This window comes from Nocardia seriolae NBRC 15557 (assembly GCF_007990715.1).
Taxonomy (GTDB): Bacteria; Actinomycetota; Actinomycetes; order Mycobacteriales; family Mycobacteriaceae; genus Nocardia; species Nocardia seriolae.
On sequence record NZ_BJWY01000021.1, the window covers coordinates 25,845 to 42,279 of the forward strand.

19 protein-coding genes are annotated in these 16,435 nt (G+C 67.9%); 4 read left to right on the forward strand and 15 right to left on the reverse strand.

The genetic code is table 11. From position 1 onward, the window contains the following. Positions 1–12: 12 nt before the first annotated feature. Positions 13–1,194 (forward strand): outer membrane protein assembly factor BamB family protein, encoded by a 1,182-nt coding sequence (locus tag NS2_RS09715; RefSeq protein ID WP_071344441.1) that lies wholly within the window; start codon positions 13–15, stop codon positions 1,192–1,194. 6 nt (positions 1,195–1,200) lie between these two features. On the opposite strand, the gene NS2_RS09720 is transcribed toward NS2_RS09715, so the two are convergent. From NS2_RS09720 to NS2_RS09755, 9 genes are all read right to left on the reverse strand, one after another. Next, entirely contained in the window at positions 1,201–1,527 is a 327-nt protein-coding gene (locus tag NS2_RS09720) for a DUF732 domain-containing protein (protein WP_033086103.1), read from the reverse strand. Positions 1,528–1,529: 2 nt separating this feature from the next. Continuing rightward, a complete protein-coding gene (trmD, locus tag NS2_RS09725) occupies positions 1,530–2,246 on the reverse strand; it encodes a tRNA (guanosine(37)-N1)-methyltransferase TrmD (RefSeq protein WP_033086102.1) in 717 nt (238 codons plus the stop codon). 4 nt (positions 2,247–2,250) lie between these two features. Beyond that, a complete protein-coding gene (gene rimM, locus NS2_RS09730) occupies positions 2,251–2,787 on the reverse strand; it encodes a ribosome maturation factor RimM (RefSeq protein ID WP_033086101.1) in 537 nt (178 codons plus the stop codon). Further along, positions 2,788–3,030 (reverse strand): RNA-binding protein, encoded by a 243-nt coding sequence (locus tag NS2_RS09735; RefSeq protein ID WP_029930032.1) that lies wholly within the window; start codon positions 3,028–3,030, stop codon positions 2,788–2,790. Then, positions 3,030–3,476 (reverse strand): 30S ribosomal protein S16, encoded by a 447-nt coding sequence (rpsP, locus tag NS2_RS09740; RefSeq protein ID WP_033086100.1) that lies wholly within the window; start codon positions 3,474–3,476, stop codon positions 3,030–3,032. The genes NS2_RS09735 and rpsP overlap by 1 nt, the downstream gene beginning before the upstream one ends. A 442-nt stretch (positions 3,477–3,918) precedes the next feature. After that, entirely contained in the window at positions 3,919–4,500 is a 582-nt protein-coding gene (locus NS2_RS09745; RefSeq protein ID WP_071811712.1) for a Uma2 family endonuclease, read from the reverse strand. Positions 4,501–4,667: 167 nt separating this feature from the next. Then, on the reverse strand, positions 4,668–4,814 hold the full coding sequence (locus tag NS2_RS35920) for a hypothetical protein (RefSeq protein WP_155239821.1): 147 nt from the start codon (positions 4,812–4,814) through the stop codon (positions 4,668–4,670). A 250-nt stretch (positions 4,815–5,064) separates the two neighbouring features. Beyond that, complete coding sequence (locus NS2_RS09750) at positions 5,065–6,165, reverse strand: amidohydrolase family protein (RefSeq protein ID WP_033086099.1); 1,101 nt, start codon at positions 6,163–6,165, stop codon at positions 5,065–5,067. 49 nt (positions 6,166–6,214) lie between these two features. Next, a complete protein-coding gene (locus NS2_RS09755; protein ID WP_033086098.1) occupies positions 6,215–7,141 on the reverse strand; it encodes a LysR family transcriptional regulator in 927 nt (308 codons plus the stop codon). Between the two features lie 73 nt (positions 7,142–7,214). On the opposite strand from NS2_RS09755, the gene NS2_RS35925 reads away from it, so the two are divergent. Next, a complete protein-coding gene (locus NS2_RS35925; RefSeq protein ID WP_162836601.1) occupies positions 7,215–7,379 on the forward strand; it encodes a hypothetical protein in 165 nt (54 codons plus the stop codon). A 26-nt stretch (positions 7,380–7,405) separates the two neighbouring features. On the opposite strand, the gene NS2_RS09760 is transcribed toward NS2_RS35925, so the two are convergent. Further along, positions 7,406–8,143, reverse strand: coding sequence for an MBL fold metallo-hydrolase (locus NS2_RS09760; RefSeq protein WP_033086097.1), 738 nt, complete (start codon positions 8,141–8,143; stop codon positions 7,406–7,408). 269 nt (positions 8,144–8,412) lie between these two features. Then, a complete protein-coding gene (locus tag NS2_RS09765; protein WP_033086096.1) occupies positions 8,413–8,805 on the reverse strand; it encodes a hypothetical protein in 393 nt (130 codons plus the stop codon). A gap of 116 nt (positions 8,806–8,921) precedes the next feature. Between NS2_RS09765 and NS2_RS09770 the strand changes: the two genes are divergently transcribed. Then, on the forward strand, positions 8,922–9,860 hold the full coding sequence (locus tag NS2_RS09770; protein ID WP_033086095.1) for a hypothetical protein: 939 nt from the start codon (positions 8,922–8,924) through the stop codon (positions 9,858–9,860). Positions 9,861–9,958: 98 nt separating this feature from the next. On the opposite strand, the gene NS2_RS09775 is transcribed toward NS2_RS09770, so the two are convergent. Beyond that, positions 9,959–10,939 carry a helix-turn-helix transcriptional regulator gene (locus NS2_RS09775; protein ID WP_033086094.1) on the reverse strand — a complete coding sequence of 327 codons (981 nt, stop codon included), beginning with the start codon at positions 10,937–10,939 and terminating at the stop codon, positions 9,959–9,961. A gap of 101 nt (positions 10,940–11,040) precedes the next feature. On the opposite strand from NS2_RS09775, the gene NS2_RS09780 reads away from it, so the two are divergent. After that, on the forward strand, positions 11,041–11,790 hold the full coding sequence (locus NS2_RS09780) for an SDR family oxidoreductase (RefSeq protein ID WP_033086093.1): 750 nt from the start codon (positions 11,041–11,043) through the stop codon (positions 11,788–11,790). A gap of 48 nt (positions 11,791–11,838) precedes the next feature. On the opposite strand, the gene ffh is transcribed toward NS2_RS09780, so the two are convergent. The 3 genes from ffh to NS2_RS09795 all read right to left on the reverse strand — a co-directional run bounded on the left by ffh (position 11,839) and on the right by NS2_RS09795 (position 16,422). Continuing rightward, the gene (gene ffh / locus NS2_RS09785; RefSeq protein WP_045436280.1) at positions 11,839–13,404 is read right to left on the reverse strand and encodes a signal recognition particle protein; all 1,566 of its coding nucleotides are present in this window, start codon (positions 13,402–13,404) and stop codon (positions 11,839–11,841) included. A 52-nt stretch (positions 13,405–13,456) separates the two neighbouring features. Then, the gene (locus tag NS2_RS09790) at positions 13,457–13,765 is read right to left on the reverse strand and encodes a hypothetical protein (protein ID WP_033086091.1); all 309 of its coding nucleotides are present in this window, start codon (positions 13,763–13,765) and stop codon (positions 13,457–13,459) included. A 209-nt stretch (positions 13,766–13,974) separates the two neighbouring features. Further along, positions 13,975–16,422 carry a [protein-PII] uridylyltransferase gene (locus tag NS2_RS09795; protein ID WP_045436283.1) on the reverse strand — a complete coding sequence of 816 codons (2,448 nt, stop codon included), beginning with the start codon at positions 16,420–16,422 and terminating at the stop codon, positions 13,975–13,977. Positions 16,423–16,435 lie beyond the last annotated feature (13 nt).

The window sequence follows — 16,435 nt, forward strand, 5'->3', positions numbered from 1 at the left end:
TACGTTGGAAATGTGGACTTCAAGATCGCGGTGCGGGCCGCTCTCGCGGCGGCGGTGCTGGTGGTGGTGGCGGGGTGCGGTGCGCACGATTCGCACGCCCGGCCCGGTGATCCGAACCTCGCCGCCGCGAAGGAGCTGCACCTGGATGCCAACGAGGCCCGGGACGCCATCGCGACCGGGGTGTTCACCTTGGCGAACGGTCGGATCGACGGCCTGGATGTGGCTTCCGGGCACAAGCTTTGGTCGATTCAGCCGTCGGGCGCACCGATCGACACGGAGAAGTTCCAGGTGCTGGATTCGGGCCGAGTGCTGCTGGTCGGCAACCGGAAGACTCCGGGCCGCACCGCATACGACACCGCCACCGGCGCGCAGCTGTGGTCGACCCCGGCCGAGGAATGGCGCGAGAACGACCATTCCAGTGGGCAATTCGTCCACAGCGATCCACGCACCGGTGCGCAGCTATGGACCGTTGATCCGGCCACGCTGGGTTGTGCTACGCCGATCGCGAAGGATCTCGATTTTCTGAAAGATCCGAACGGTGTGGGTTTCACGGACGAATCGGGCGTGGAGATGTTCCGCTGCCAGGCGTCCGGCGGCCTCTTCGTCATCGGGGGGCTGGACGCGGCCACCGGGGCGACCATCTGGCGTCGGGATGTCCCCGACCGGCTCGGTTACCTGCACAGCGTTTCCGGCCCCGGCCATATCGCCATCATCGCGTCCGGGAACACCCTCGAGACCGTCGATACGGCGACCGGGCGCTCATTGGGCAGCCACGCGGGAGTCGTGCAAGACACTTTTCGCCTTCCCCTGTCCGATGGGTCGGCCATGTTGCTGAAGGGCGAAGAGCTCTCCGCCGTCAGGGAGATCCGACTCGAGGAGCCCGACGGTCGCGCTCGGTGGACGGTCCCGATCAAGGCCGACGGCGAGCAGGTGGACACGAACCCGGCCGGCATCGGCAATACGATCCTCACGACGATGTCTCAGCGCTCGGATTCCAAGACCTGGCTGGTCGCCTTCGACGCCAAGACGGGAAAGCGCACCGTGGTGATCGCGGAGGGACCGACCGCCGCCGGCGAGAAACCAATCCTCACCATGCCTTTGGACACATCCCTGCTGAATGTCTACCCGGCTTCGTGGGGTGTCATGGTGGCCGACCGCAAAGGCGCCTACGCGGTCATTCCGGCCGTACGCTGATCGCGCTCAGCCGAAATCCCTTTGGGAAGCCTTGAATTCGGGGCAGTAGGTTTCGACGGCGGCGGAGATCAGGCGCTGCTGGTAGCCCCACTGGTCGGTGGCGACGACCGGGGTGCCCGCGCGCAGGCGATCGCACACGTCCTTGCCCTCGGCGATCAAATGCTGTCCGTCGGAGGTGTTCTCGTAGCCCGGCATGCTGACGGTCTTGTCGCCCAACCGGCTCAGGAACAGCGAGTCGAGATTGTCCGCGATCGCCTTGCCGCCGCCGAACACCGCGGTGAACAGGGCCAGCGCGATCAGGGTCGCACCGAGAAAACCTCTGGGGTTCAACATGATTACTCCTTCGCCCGCAGGTCCCCCGGCAGATCGGGGCTACCGGGGAGAAGATCGGGCCTGCGTTCGGCGGTGCGGTGCAGTGACTGTTCGTGACGCCACTGCGCGATCTTGGCGTGATTGCCGGACAACAGGATTTCCGGGACGTCGAGGCCACGCCAGCTCACCGGTCGGGTATAGGAGGGGCCTTCGAGGAGTCCGCCGGAGAACGAATCCTGTTCGTGGGATTGCTGATTGCCGAGGACGCCGGGGATCAGCCGGACGAACGCCTCGGTCATGACGAGGACGGCGGCCTCGCCGCCGATGAGCACGTAGTCGCCGATGCTGACCTCTTCGACGCGCACCCGACGGGACGCGTCGTCGAAGACGCGCTGGTCGATGCCCTCGTAGCGGCCGCAGGCGAAGACGATGTGCTGCTCGGCGGACCACCGGTGCGCGGTCGCCTGCGTGAACGGCACGCCCGCCGGGGTGGGCACCACCAGCAGCGCGTCGTCCGGGCACACCTCGTCCAGGGCGTCGCCCCAGACGGTCGGTTTCATGACCATGCCGGGACCCCCGCCGTAGGGCGTGTCGTCCACGGCCTTGTGCACGTCGTGGGTCCAGCGGCGCAGGTCGTGCACCTCCACCTCGAGCAGACCCTTGTCGATCGCCTTGCCCAGCAAGGCGGCTCGCATCGGCTCGAGGTATTCGGGGAAGATCGTGACTACGTCGATTCGCACGCCGTTACTCCGCGTCCAGCAGGCCTTCGGGCGGATCGATGACGATCAGGCCGTCGGCGATCGACACGGTCGGCACCATGGCCAGCACGAACGGCACCAGGATCTCGCGGCCAGCGGGCGGGAACCCGTCCCCGGCCTTGATCGAGAGCAGTTCTCCCGCAGCCGAATGCAGCACCTCGTTGACGGTGCCCACCAGGGTGCCGTCGGTGAGTTCGACGCGCAGTCCCTCGAGTTCGTGATCGTAGTATTCGTCCGGATCTTCGGACGGGGGCAGATCCGCCGTATCGACGACGAACAGCAAGCCCCGCAACGCATCCGCGGCCGTGCGGTCGGCAATGCCATCCAGACGCAAGAGAAGCAGGCCCGAGTGCTCCCGGGCCGACTCCACTTCGAATTCCTGCGTCCGGTTGGCGCGCGGCAGCTTCCCCTTGAGGACGCTGCCGGGCGCGAACCGCAGTTCCGGCTCGTCGGTGCGGACTTCTACGACGAGTTCGCCGCGCACACCGTGCGACTTGGCGACCCGCCCGACGACCAGTTCCATCTACTGATCCGTGTCGACCACGTCGACGCGAATGCCCTTACCGCCGATCCCGGCGACCAGGGTGCGCAGGGCTGTCGCGGTACGACCGCCGCGACCGATCACCTTGCCCAGATCATCCGGGTGCACGTGCACCTCGACGGTCCGGCCACGACGGCTGGTGATCAGCTCGACGTGGACGTCGTCGGGATTGGCGACGATACCGCGCACCAGGTGCTCGACGGCATCGGCGACAACGGCGCTCATTACTCGGCGGCTTCGGTGGTGGCCTCAGCGGTCTCGGCCTCGGCGGCCTCGTCCTTCTTGGCGGCCTTCTTCTTCGGGGTGACGGCCTCGGCGACCGGCTCGTTGTCGGCGGCGGCCAGGGCCGCGTTGAACAGGTCGAGCTTGGACGGCTTCGGGGCCTTGACCTTCAGGGTGCCCTCTGCGCCCGGCAGGCCCTTGAACTTCTGCCAGTCGCCGGTGATCTCCAGCAGGCGCTTCACCGGCTCGGTCGGCTGGGCGCCGACGGACAGCCAGTGCTGGGCGCGCTCGGAATCGATCTCGATGAGCGAGGGCTCTTCCTTCGGCTGGTAGACGCCGATGGACTCGATGGCGCGGCCGTCACGACGAGTACGGGCGTCGGCGATGACGACGCGGTACTGGGGGTTGCGGATCTTGCCCATACGGGTCAGCTTGATACGAACAGCCATGAGCTGATGCCTTTCAAATGGTTGGTCACGTCGCAATTCAGCAGCCCACACGAGGTGGACCCGGTTTTGCGTCAAGTGCGGTGACCGCCGCGCGGTACGGAACCGGAGACGGGCTGACACTGTCCTCGATGAGGACGGTCGTCCATTCTGCCAGAGCCCCCACTCCCCGAAGAAATCGCCCCGATCCACCCCTGAAAACACCACAGCCCACCGGTAACAACCCGGTGGGCTGAGTCACGTGAAGACCTTACTGCTGCACAGGCCCGGGCCCGCCACTCCCCGACGTCAGCCCCTTCACGATCAATCCGGCCAGCACCGCAATAGCCAGGGTTTCGATAGACCCCACGGTCAACTCCTCATCAGTTGAACAACAAACATCTGAAGCATGACCGATTCACTTGCGCCCCGCAGCCGAATCGCTCTCCCTGACCGAAGGCGAGCTTCAGCGCAGTGCTGCGGTCACCACCTCGACCGGAACGGGTGCCGGAGGCGAAACCGTCTCTCCCGCGATCACGCGTACTTCCTGCCGGTAGACGGACTCAACCAGCCGATAACCGGTGAACTTGACCGGTTTGCCCTTCGGGAGCTCGACAATCCACAGATACGGGACACCGGCTGCCGCGTAGCCCGCCATCTTCGTCTCACGTTCCGCGCGCTTGTTCCCGGGTGACCACACCTCGACAGCCAGCAGCAACTCGGCGGGTTCAATGCTCGCCCGGCCCTCGATAGGAGCGGCCACCACCGCCACATCGGGGATTACCCCCGTCCGGAAAGCCGTGCTGAGCTTTACCGCGATGGCCGGAAGGACATGAAGGTCCGAACGCCCGGCTGCCGTGATCGCCTGATCCAACACGATCGCGAGGCGAAAAGCGGCATGTTGATGTGGCAGTGTCGGTGCGGGCGACATGCAGAGGTACCCCAGAATCAGCTCGAGACGAGATCCATCAGAAGGCGGCTCTTCGGCCAGCCAGCCTTCCATGGTCGTCGGACCCAGGGTGTGATTTATCGAAACCTCCACGGCCATAGCCATTTTCCGTCCGATCCGCCTGCTTCGCGCCTGTCGGGCACCGCTCCGGAGTCGATCCGATTGCCAAACTCGTCGTAAGTCAACATTCTTCCACGTGCGGCACCGCCCGCGTGAGTAACGCGATCGATAGGCCGGTGGCATCCGGCGTCTCCCCCGCAGCCGAATCACGCAGAACGGACCGCGCTGACGATCCGGGTCGCGACCCAGGGTCCGCCCCACCACATCCGCCAGCCGGCCCCGCGATCGGCGACCTCCAGCGCGCCGGATTCGGCCAGCGCCCGGCGGTACTCGGAGGTCTTGAAGATGTCCACGATGACCAGGCGGCCCCCGGCCGCACCACGCGTAGCGCCTCGAGCACCGGATAGACGACCACGACCACCGCGACCACGACCAGCCCGCCCATCAAGGCCGCCTGGGCCGGGGTATCGACCCCGTAGGCACCGCGACGCGGCGTGGACACCGTACTCATGAACGTCCTCCTCGGTGGTACCGAGCCGTGGATCGTCAACCCCCTACGGTCCCGACCCTAACTCGTTGGCGCACAACGCAGCACGCGAACCTTCAACGGTAACCGGTGACCGGCGAGCGGCGGTCGTAGACGCGGCCACGGAGAACCACGTAGGCGGGAGTGGCCACGGCGGCGAGGTTCGAGCGGGGGTCTTGTTGGTAGACAACGAAATCGGCCGGGGAGCCGGGTTCGATGCCGGGGTGGCCGAGCCAGGTGCGGGCGTGCCAGGAGGAGGCGGCCAGCGCGTCGTGCGGGGTGAAGCCCGCTTCGGCGAGGGCGGTGATTTCGTCGGCTATGCGGCCGTGGGGGATGGAGCCGCCGGCGTCGGTGCCGGTGTAGATGGGGACGCCCGCCTCGTGGGCCTTGGCCACGGTGGTGCGGGAGCGGCGGTGGAGGTCGCGCATGTGCGCGGCGTAGGCGGGGAATTTGGTTGCGCCGTCGGCTATTCCGGGGAAGGTGTCGATGTTGATGAGGGTGGGGACGAGGGCGGTGCGGTGGGCGGCCATTAGGGCGATGGTGTCGTCGGTGAGGCCGGTGCCGTGTTCGATGCAGTCGATGCCCGCGGCGAGGAGGCCGGGGAGGGCGTCTTCGCCGAAGACGTGGGCGGTGACGCGGGCGCCTTCGCGGTGGGCGGCGTCGATGGCGGATTTGAGGACCGGGTCGGACCACAGGGGGGCGAGGTCGCCGAGGGAGCGGTCGATCCAGTCGCCGACGATCTTGACCCAGCCGTCGCCGCGGCGGGCCTGGTCGGCGACGATGTCGGGGAGGTCGCGTTCGTCGTCGACCTCGATGCCGAGTTCGCGGATGTAGCGGCGGGGGCGGGCGATGTGGCGGCCCGCGCGGATGATGCGGGGCAGGTCGTCGCGGTCGTCGATGAAGCGGGCGTCGATGGGTGAGCCCGCGTCGCGCAGCAGCAGCGCGCCCGCGTCGCGTTCGGCTTCGGCCTGGGCGACCGCACCGGCCGTATCCTCGTGTCCGCCACCGTGTTTGATGCCGACGTGGCAGTGCGCGTCGACCAGGCCGGGCAGGATCCAGCCGCCGTCGTGCACGGTGTCGGCGTCGCGGATCGGCTCGTCGGAGATGACGCCGTCGCGCACCCAGAGGTCGCGGACCTCACCGTCGGGTAGCACCGTGCCACGGAAATGCAGTCGCATTCGCCCTCCTCGCCCGGATGATCACGAACCTGGCCGGTCAACTATCGCATCAGGCGTCGAGCACGGTGATGTCGGTCCGTTCGCGGCAGATCTCGCGAATCGCCTGCAGCCCGGCCGCGATCACCGGATGCTCGGTACAACCGCGCCGCACCGCGGTCAGATGCCGGCGGATCGGGATCGGGTCGCCGTGCAGCGGAACGCGCACCACCGGCAGGTCGGGCGGCAGGAACGCGAGGCGGGCCACCAGGCTGACGCCGAAACCGTGCGCCACCATCGCCGCGACACCGGGGAAATGGATTGCCTCCCCGGCGATTCGGGGCGTGAATCCGGCGGCGGCGCAGGCGGCCGCCACCACCAGCCGATGGGTGATGCGTTCGCGCCCGGTGATCCAGGGCTCGGCCGCCGCCTCGCTCAGGGCGACACTCTCCCGTCCGGCGAGCGGATGTCCCACGGGCACCAGCAGATCCACCGGCTCCGCCAGCAGCGGATGCTGTTCGAAGCGCAGATCATCGGGCGCGGGGCAGCCGGGCGCGGGCAGCACGATCCCGATATCGCAGTCGCCGACCAGCAGGGCTTCGAAGCACTGGAAGCTCTCGTCTTCGATCAGCTCGACGGTCAGCCCCGGATTCGCGTTCCGCAGCCGCGCGGCGGCCGCCGCCACGAACGCCGTGAGCGCGGTCGACATCGCACCGATCCGCACCACTCCGGCGATGCCCGCCCGGTGCGCGGCCAGCTCCGCCCGCGCGCTATCCGCCTGCGCCGCACGCAGATCCGCGTGCCGTAGCAGCGCGTGCCCGGCGGCAGTCAACTGCACCCTGCGGCCCACCTGCTCAAGCAGCTCGACATCGAGTTCCCGGGCCAGCCCGCGCAACTGCTGCGACACCGTGGACGGCGTCAGATGCAGGGCCGCGGCGGCCGCGGTCACCGTGCCGCGCTCGTGCAGCACCCGCAGGGCCTGGAGCCGAGGATCGATCATGTGGATATTCCGAACGATTGGCTACGGAAACTTTCGATGGACCGAGCCTACCGCCCCGGCGAAGACTGGGTCCATGACCGGATCGACTCGACACTGCGGGCGCTGCGGCTGGCCCATCGACCAACCCTTCCAAGTCCTTTCACGCCACCGCACCTCGGAAGGGATCGTCAGCTACACCCGCTGCGCCTGCGGCGCCCTGCGCATGCAGCTGTCCCCCGCCGCCTTCCTGCCGAGCTGACCGCGCGACCGGGCCGACCGCCGCGATCAGGCCAGGTCGAACTCGCGCAGCAGGCTGGTCACGTCCCGGCGGACCGGCAGCCCATGTCCGGGAACCAGAACCTCGGCCTCCAGTTTCGCGAGCACGTGGGCGCTGGCGAGGGTGCCCGCCTCGTCATGGTTGAACACGCTCGGCAGCAGTTGCAGACCGGTCCCCGGCAAGAGCGGATGGCCGGTGACCAAGGTGTCGCCCGAGAACAGCACACCCTCCGAGGGCATGAAATACGCGGTATGACCATCGGTGTGCCCCGGAGTCGGAATCGCGACCAGCCCGCCCGGCAACGCGGCCAACGTGTCCGCGTCCAGCGGCTCGGCAGTCGGCACACTCATCTTGATGTGCCCGATCACCGCCCGCACGGTCTGACTCACCCACACGATCCCGCGCCGGGTCCCCAACTGCTGCACCATCTCCACCGGCGTGATCTGCTCCAGATACTCGCGTTTGGCGTGCCGCACCTCCTCCGCGCCGGTGTATACCGGCACCCCGAGCTTGTCGACCAGGGTGGGAATCGCCCCGATGTGATCGAGATGCGCATGCGTCACCACCACGGCGGCGATATCGGCGAGCGCGCGCCCGATCTCCCGCACCGACTTCAGCACCGACTCGGTATCGCTCGGATACCCCGCATCCACGAGCGTCACCCCGCGCTCGTCACTGATCAACGCCCAGTTGACGTTCGTCCCCGCCACCACATGAACCGAATCCGAAACCTGATCGATCTTCACAAAGAAACCATACCGGCCATCGGGCCGTACGCGCCTCCTCTGACGGCGCAGAGGCCGCGGAGACTCATATGACGGGCCCCATCGCAGGCATGGTTTCTGCCCGCTAGGAGGACACGATGTCCGTCGACTTCGCCCCGGACCAGCGGGATCCAGGAACACGCCCCCGGCGAAATCTGCGAAGCCACAACCAAACGCTTCGGCTAGCAAGGGGCTGCGTTCCCGCACCGCGGGGTGATCCCCACCGAACCTCCTCCGACCCACGGAGTGGCTTACGAGATGACGAGTGATCCTCGGCATCCCGCGGCGGCGCTACCGGCGAGCATCGGAGAATCTATCGAGAAACCGAAGACGCCAGGACGCTCCACGATGAACTGCACCGAGATCGTCTGCGGCGCAATGGTCACCGGCAGCTCCCGCATCCAGAGGAATTCGGGAATTCTGACCCGGGCATCGGGGTCGAACTGGTTGGCAACCGTGATATCCAGCCGCGCAGACACTCCCGACGGCAAGTTCACGACATCGGTGCCGCACCGGCCGAGGTCGTAGGTCAGCTGCGCGAAGGCCACCGGCGGCGGCCAATCGGCCGGGGCGGCATCGGCCACGCCGGTCCCCATCACACTGCCCGCCGCGACCACCGCCAGCAAACGTGCGCACTTGCCCATGACCGCAGTCTACGGCGAGCCAGCTAACTGCTTGCCGAGCTGCCGCATCCGATCTCGCAAGAGTCGAATCGAGTTCGCGGTGTTTGCTGCCCGGTCGTCAGTCTCCGCTTGTGAGAGTGGACGAGGAATTTCCCGCCGAGTGGGGACGCACGTTGGTGGGTGAGGTGTCGCAGGATCCCGAGGATGGGGAGTGGCTCTTCGATGGCTGGCGGGTGATCACATTTCCGAGTGCGGAGGATGGGCGGCACGGGCACTACACCGCGGGGCATGTGGCTCCGGATTCGGTCGCGATCACGTTCGGTGGGGAGATCGTCGCGCTGGGCGAGACGGGCGGGATGAATCCGGCGAATCTGTATGTGCACGACAGCGAGTACTTCCAGTTCCTGCGCCTGCGTGAGGTGCTCGAGCCCGGGGTGTGGGCGACGCTGCCGTGGGCTCCGTTCCGGAAGGGCCAATTGCTTTATGCCTGGGACAAATTCCATCACTACGGCTACTTCCGCCATCCCGATCGGCCGCCCGTGCCCGAAGACTACGAGGATCCGAGCCTGCCGCGGTATCCGGCGGTCATGACCTACGGCGGCGACTGGTACGACTTCGCTCAGCAGGTCGAGCGCGAGTATCCGCTCGGCTTCCGCGCCGAGCCGGTCGCGTCCTTCGAGGCGTGTCTGATCCGTGCCGCGCAGGATGGTGATCTCGCCGCCGTGCTCGAACAGCTCTCGCTCGGAACGAATCCGAATGTCGGCGACGAGCCACCCGGCGTGCACACCGCATTCTGCTCGGAACGCGACGCGACACCGGTGGCGAATTCCCTCAACCGGCGCTGGACGGAGATAACGGGCGCGCTGGTCGCCGCCGGCGCCCACACCCCCGACTACCTGGCACACCTGTACGGCGCGCCGCCACCTCGGCCCGCTTCGACGCCGCAGCCCATCGTGATACCGCGCATCGACGCGTCGCCGCTCACCCGTTCACCTCGGCAGCAGACCGTTACGTCGCCGGAACCCCAGACCGGCAAGGGAATCCGACGCTGGTGGCGGAGGATCACCGGCCGCTGACCTCCGGAAACGCCAGAGTCGAACGCGAAATCGCTTCCGCCCCAATGGGATTGGGCCAGTTCCTGGGGAACTTCATCTTCGAGAGGTCGAAGCCGGACTCACCGAGTCGGCGGTGAGGCCTTCCTGGTGGCTGCGGCGTAGCGTGCTGCCAGTTTGGTTATCTCGGTGGCGAGTTCGGGGGACGCGTGTGTGTCGATGTGGAAGTCGAGGTCCATGGCGGCAAGGTATGCGGCGAGTAGTTGTGGGGTTTGTGACCCGGCTTCGATGATGCTGGTGTGGCGATCCAGGGGGCGAACTGACCAGATTCCGGTAGGGATTCGGGCGGCGACCGTTTCGACCGGTGCGTTGACGAAGATCTGGGCGACGTAGGCCCACATGGCGGCCATGCGGCCGCGGGTTACGAAATCGGCGAGGTCTGCCCCCGGCAGGGGGCGGGGTGTGAAGCGTGGTCCCGTCGGTGTTTTCGGCGTGATGCGGTCTACGCGGTAGGTGCGCCAGTCACGGCGATCTAGGTCGTAGCCGATGAGGTACCAGCGTCCGCTGACGTGCACCATGCGGTGAGGTTCGGTGTGACGCCGAGACAGGGACCGGTGGCGATCGGTGTAGTCGAAACGCAGCTGTTCGCGGCGGTCGATCGCGGCGGCGGTCGCCTGGAACACCTCTGGCGCGACGAGTTCTCGGGTGCAGGGCACGGTTTCGATCGCGGCGCTGATCGTCTGTAGCCGGTTTCGTAGGCGTGAGGGGAGCAATCGCTCCAGTTTGGCCGCTGCTCGGGCCGCGTGTTCTGCGATGCCATCCATGCCGACGGTGGCCGCGGTGTGAAGTCCGACCGCAGTGGCCACGGCCTCATCGTCATCGAGGTGCAGCGGCGGGATTATCACGCCCGCGCGGAGTCGGTAGCCGCCTGCCACACCGGGAGAGGCGTCGACGCCGTAGTCCAGTGCGCGCAGGCGATTGATATCGGCGCGGATGGTGCGTGCGCTGACACCGAGCCGCTCGGCCAACTCGTCACCGGTCCACCGCCGTCGCGATTGCAGCAACGACAGCAGCCGCAAGAGCCGGACCGTGGTGTCACCCATGTCCCTCACTGTGTCACCGATCGCGGAAGTGTTTCTACCGCATCGGGTGACACCGTGCCCTCATGACATCCTCACCATCCTCGGTTCCGACAGATTCGACGATGCCGCTGCATGGGCGCGGTGCGCTGGTCACCGGTGGCTCGCGCGGGATCGGCCGCACTGTTGCGCAGCGGCTCGCTGCCGATGGGGCCGTCGTCGTGTTCACCTACCACAAGCATGTTCACGACGCCGAAGCGCTCGTGGCCGAGATCGCTGCCCACGGCGGCCATTCGTTCGCCGTCCCGCTCGATGTCTCCGATCCGGCACAGTTCACCACCGCGTATGAGACCGTCGACGACCACTTCCGCCGGGCCGCGGTCGGCTTGGACACCGTCGTCGCCAACGCCGGCGTCTTCAGCCGAGCCACGATCACCGAAGCCACTGTTGCCGAATGGGACAGAGTCATGGCAATCAACGCACGCGGGACACTACTGACGATCCAGCACGGCATCTCCCGCCTCCGCGACAACGGTCGAATCATCACCGTGTCGACTGTCGGTACCGTGTGGCCCAGTCCCGGTGAGGGCATCTATGCGGCCAGCAAAGCAGCCGTCGAACAACTGACCCGGATCTGCTCGCGTGAGCTCGGCGCCCGCCGAATCACCGCCAACACGATTTCAGCCGGTCCCACCGACACCGACCTGCTGGAAGCCAACGCCGCACCGCAGGAATTGGAAGGGGCCGCTGCCATGACCGCCCTGGGCCGCATCGGCAAACCCGCCGATATCGCCAACTTGGTGGCGCTGATCGCCCACACCGACAGCGGCTGGATGACCGGGCAGAACATCCGCGCCGATGGCGGCCTCTCGTGACGGGCGGCAAAGCGGACGCCAGATCGCGTCCGCCCCAGGGGGATCGGGTCAGTTCTTGGGGAAGTTCAGCTTGCTGAGGTCGAAACCTTCGAGGCCCGGGGGGAGTTCGTTGAGGCCGGCGGGCATGTTGGAGAGGTCGGGCATGCCAGCGGGCATGCCCGGGAGGCCGGGCATGCCGGGGAAGCCGCCGCGCACCTTGGGCGGGGTGGGGCCGCGGCCGCCCTTTTTGCCCTTCTTGCCTTTGCCCTTGCCCTTGTTGGCGCGGGCGCCGGGGAGGCCGAATTGGCGGGACATGGCACCCATCATCTTCTTGGCCTCGAAGAAGCGGTCTACGAGTTGGTTGACGTCGGAGACCTGGACGCCGGAGCCGTTGGCGATGCGGAGGCGGCGGGAGGCGTTGATGATCTTGGGGTTTGCGCGTTCGGCGGGGGTCATGCCGCGGATGATGGCCTGGACTCGGTCGAGTTGTTTGTCGTCGACCTGGGCGAGGACGTCCTTCATCTGGCCCGCGCCCGGCAGCATGCCGAGCAGGTTGCCGATGGGGCCCATCTTGCGGATGGCCAGCATCTGCTCGAGGAAGTCCTCGAGGGTCAGCTCGCCGGAGCCGATCTTGCGGGCGGCCTCCTCGGCCTGCTGGGCGTCGTAGACCTGTTCGGCCTGCTCGATCAGGGTGAGCAGGTCGCCCATGCCGAGGATGCGGGAGGCCATGCGGTCGGGGTGGAAGACGTCGAAGTCCTCGAGCTTCTCGCCGGTGGAGGCGAAAAGGATGGGCTGGCCGGTGATTTCACGCACCGACAGGGCCGCGCCACCGCGGGCGTCGCCGTCGAGCTTGGTGAGCACGACGCCGGTGAAGCCGACGCCGTCGCGGAAGGCCTCGGCGGTGGAGACGGCGTCCTGGCCGATCATGGCGTCGAGGACGAACAGGGTCTCGTCGGGGTTGACGGCGTCGCGGATGCCCGCGGCCTGCCGCATGAGCTCCTCATCGATGCCGAGGCGACCGGCGGTGTCGACGATGACCACGTCGTACTGCTTGGCCTTGGCCTCTTCGATACCGGCGCGGGCCACGTCGACCGGATCCGACGCCGAGACGCCCAGCGGGTTGTCGCCGCCGCCGATCGAGGTGCCGGGGTGCGGCGCGAAGACCGGCACGCCCGCGCGCTCACCGACGACCTGCAGCTGGGTGACCGCGCCGGGGCGCTGGAGGTCACAGGCCACGAGCAGCGGCGTATGCCCTTGGCCCTTCAGGTATTTGGCGAGCTTGCCCGCGAGGGTGGTCTTACCGGCACCCTGCAGACCGGCCAGCATGATGACCGTCGGCGGGTTCTTGGCCAGCCGCAGCCGCCGGGTCTCGCCGCCGAGAATGGCGATGAGTTCCTCGTTGACGATCTTGACGACCTGCTGGGCCGGGTTCAGCGCCGCGGAGACTTCCGCGCCCTGGGCGCGCTCCTTGATCTTGGCGACGAAGCCGCGCACGACGGGCAACGCCACGTCGGCCTCGAGCAGGGCGAGCCGGATCTCACGCGCGGTCGAGTCGATATCCGCAGGCGACAGGCGGCCCTTGCCACGCAGATCCTTGAGGGCACCGGCCAACCGGTCGGAAAGGGATTCGAACACCGATGCTCCTGTGATCTCGAGGGACTGTCGCTCGAGATACCAGGGTAGTGGGCTATTCGAGTGAGCGTGGCCGTGGCCCCGGACGTCGCAGGTCGTGCTTCTCGGTGGCGACCATCCCGACACATTCGCGGGCGGTCAGACCGAGCTCCAGGGCGAGCCCGTCGAGCATCGCCCATTCGGTGTCGGTGGGGGTGTGCTCGGTGACGGTGGCGGCGATGGTCATGGCGGTCACCGCCTGCTGACCGGAGAGGGTGCGGCCCGGGAGCCACGAGACGACCCAACGGTCGCCGCCGACGCAGCGGGCGATGTGTGAGGTCAAATCGCTCGTCATCATCGACGCGGATACGACTTCGATTGCCACCGACCTGCTCCCCTCATGCTCGCGACAGTTGACCCATTGCTGGGCACGGCTGGATGGAGACCTGCACGCGAATATTAGGGTGTGGCGCCGATCACCCGATCGGTATTACAGCAAATTGCCTGCAACATTCTGATTAACTGGCAAACGTACGGTTTGCCAGTTAATCCCGGTCCGTGGCGATCGATCAGAAAACAGCTGGAAGAACCGATTCAGCTGTCCGATTCGAGAGGATTCTTCGGTTGTTGCGGCGGCACCACCGCCAGCAGCGCCGCCGAGATCTCCGCTCGCCGCTGCGGCGTGTCGCTCTCGCCCAGATCCAGGCAGAACGAGTCGATGACCGCCGAACCCATGGTCACCACCTTCGCCCACGACACATTCACCCCCGCCTCGGCCAGCGCGCCCGCCAGCCGGTTCAGCAGGCCGATGCGGTCCTCGGCACGCAATTCCAGCAGCACCCGCCCGGGCTCGGCGGTGTCGTGCCAGAACACCCGGGGCTGGGCCTGTGCGAACGGGCTCGGCCCGGTCCCGCCCGCGTCCCGCTCCTTGCGGGCCAGCACCGAGGCCAGATCCAGATCGCCGTTGATGGCCCGGATCAGCTCCTGGCGCAGCAGGCCCGGATCCGGCGGATCACCGAATCGCGGTGCGACGACGAAGGTGTCGATGGCCGAGGCGCCCACACTGGCCAGCTCGGCGGACAGCACGCGCAGCGAATGCACCGCCAGCACGCCGGCCGCGTCGGAGAGCAGGCCCGGATTGTCGGGCGCGACCACGGTCACGACGTGGTGGTAGCGCCCCTCCCCCGGCCGCAGTTCCACGTGCACGCCACCGGATTCGGCGCGCTCGCGCAGTTCGTCCGGGATCGGGGTCGGCTCGGGCAGCTCCTCACCGGCCATGGCGCGGCGGCAGTTGCGGACCAGATCGCCGATGAGCGAGGACTTCCAGTCGTTCCACACCCCGGGCCCGGTGGCCAGCGCGTCGGCCTCGGCCAGGGCGGCCAGCAGTTCGAGCAGGTGCGGGTCGCCGTCGAGGGCGTCGATCACCATCTTGATGGTGTCGGGATCGCTGGTGTCGCGCCGCGTGGCGGTGTCGGGCAGCAGCAGGTGGTGGCGCACCATGGCCGAGAGCGTCTGCACGTCGGAAGGCCAGAGCCCCAGCCGTTTTCCGATGGAGACGGCCAGCTCCGCGCCGACCGCGCTGTGATCCTCGGTGCGCCCCTTGCCGATATCGTGCAGCAACGCGCCCAGCAGCAGCAGGTCCGGGCGGGCGACGCGGGTGGACAGCGCCCCGGCCTGGGCGACCGCCTCCATCAGGTGGCGGTCCACGGTCCAGGTGTGCATGGCGTCGCGCGGCGGCAGGTCACGCACCACGCCCCATTCCGGAAAGAGCCTGCCCCACAGGCCCGTCCGATCCAGCGCCTCCACGGCGTCGACGGCGCCGCGGCCCGAGCCCAGCAATACCAGCAGGTCGTTGAGGGCTTCCTTGGGCCACGGCTCGCGTAGCTCGGGCGCGTCCTCGCCGAGCCGGTTGAGCGTGGTGGCCGACATCGGCAGCCCCGTCTGCGCCGATGCCGCCGCCACCCGCAAGACCAGTCCCGGGTCGCGCTGCGGCCGCGCGTCCCTGGCCAGCACCACTTCCCCGGAATGCTCGACCACCCCCTCATCGAGTGGTCGGCGCACCGGGACCCGGCGCAGTCGGGCGAGCCCGCGCCGGGGCAGCGCGTTCCCGGCGGTGCGCAGCCCGACGTCGGTGGAGTAGTTGACGGTGCGGGCCGCGTCGGACAGCGTGCGAGCCAGGTCGAAGCGGTCCCCGATGCGCAGGGCCGCCCCGATCTCGTCCGCGTCCTGGGCCCGCAACTGGTCGCGAGCCCGGCCCGCCACCCGGTGCAATTCGGTGCGCACATCCAGCAGACGGCGATGCGCCTGTTTCAGCCCGCCGCCCGGCACTTCCGGACCAAGCCCCGGCATGGCGTCGGTCAGCTGTGCGATGGCGAGGGCGTCGAGCAGCTGGATGTCGCGCAGTCCGCCGCGGCCGTTCTTGAGATCGGGTTCGGCGCGGTGGGCCACGTCTCCGCTGCGCCGCCAACGGGTTTGGGCCTGCTCGATCAGGGCGTCGAAGCGGGATCTGACGCCGGCACGCCAGTCCCGCCGCACGCCGCTGATCAGCAGACTGCTCAAACCCTCGTCGCCGACGATGTGCCGCGCCTCGAGCATGCCCAGGGCGGCGGTGAGATCGTCGGCGGCGACCCGCAGCGCCTGCGGGACGGTCCGCACGCTGTGATCCAGCTTGATGTGGGCGTCCCACAGCGGATACCAGAGCTGATCGGCGACCTCGGCGACCCGCTTGGGGTCGATCCCGTCGTAGAGCAGCACCAGATCCAGGTCGGAGTAGGGCAGCATCTCCCGGCGGCCCAGGCCGCCCACCGCGACGATGGCCAGCCCGCTGTCGGCGGTGATGCCGACCTCGTGGCCCTTGGTGGTCAGCCACAGTTCGAACAGATCCACCAGCGCCTCGCGCAACGCCTCGGCGTCCAGGCGGGAAGCACGCCCGTTCGCGCCGTGCTCACCGAGCAGTTGATCGCGGGCCCTCACCAGATCCGAAGCGCCATTCGAAACCTTCTCGGCCCCGGCCTTCTCGTCGCGTGCTTGCTGAAAACCCACAACCCACCACCTG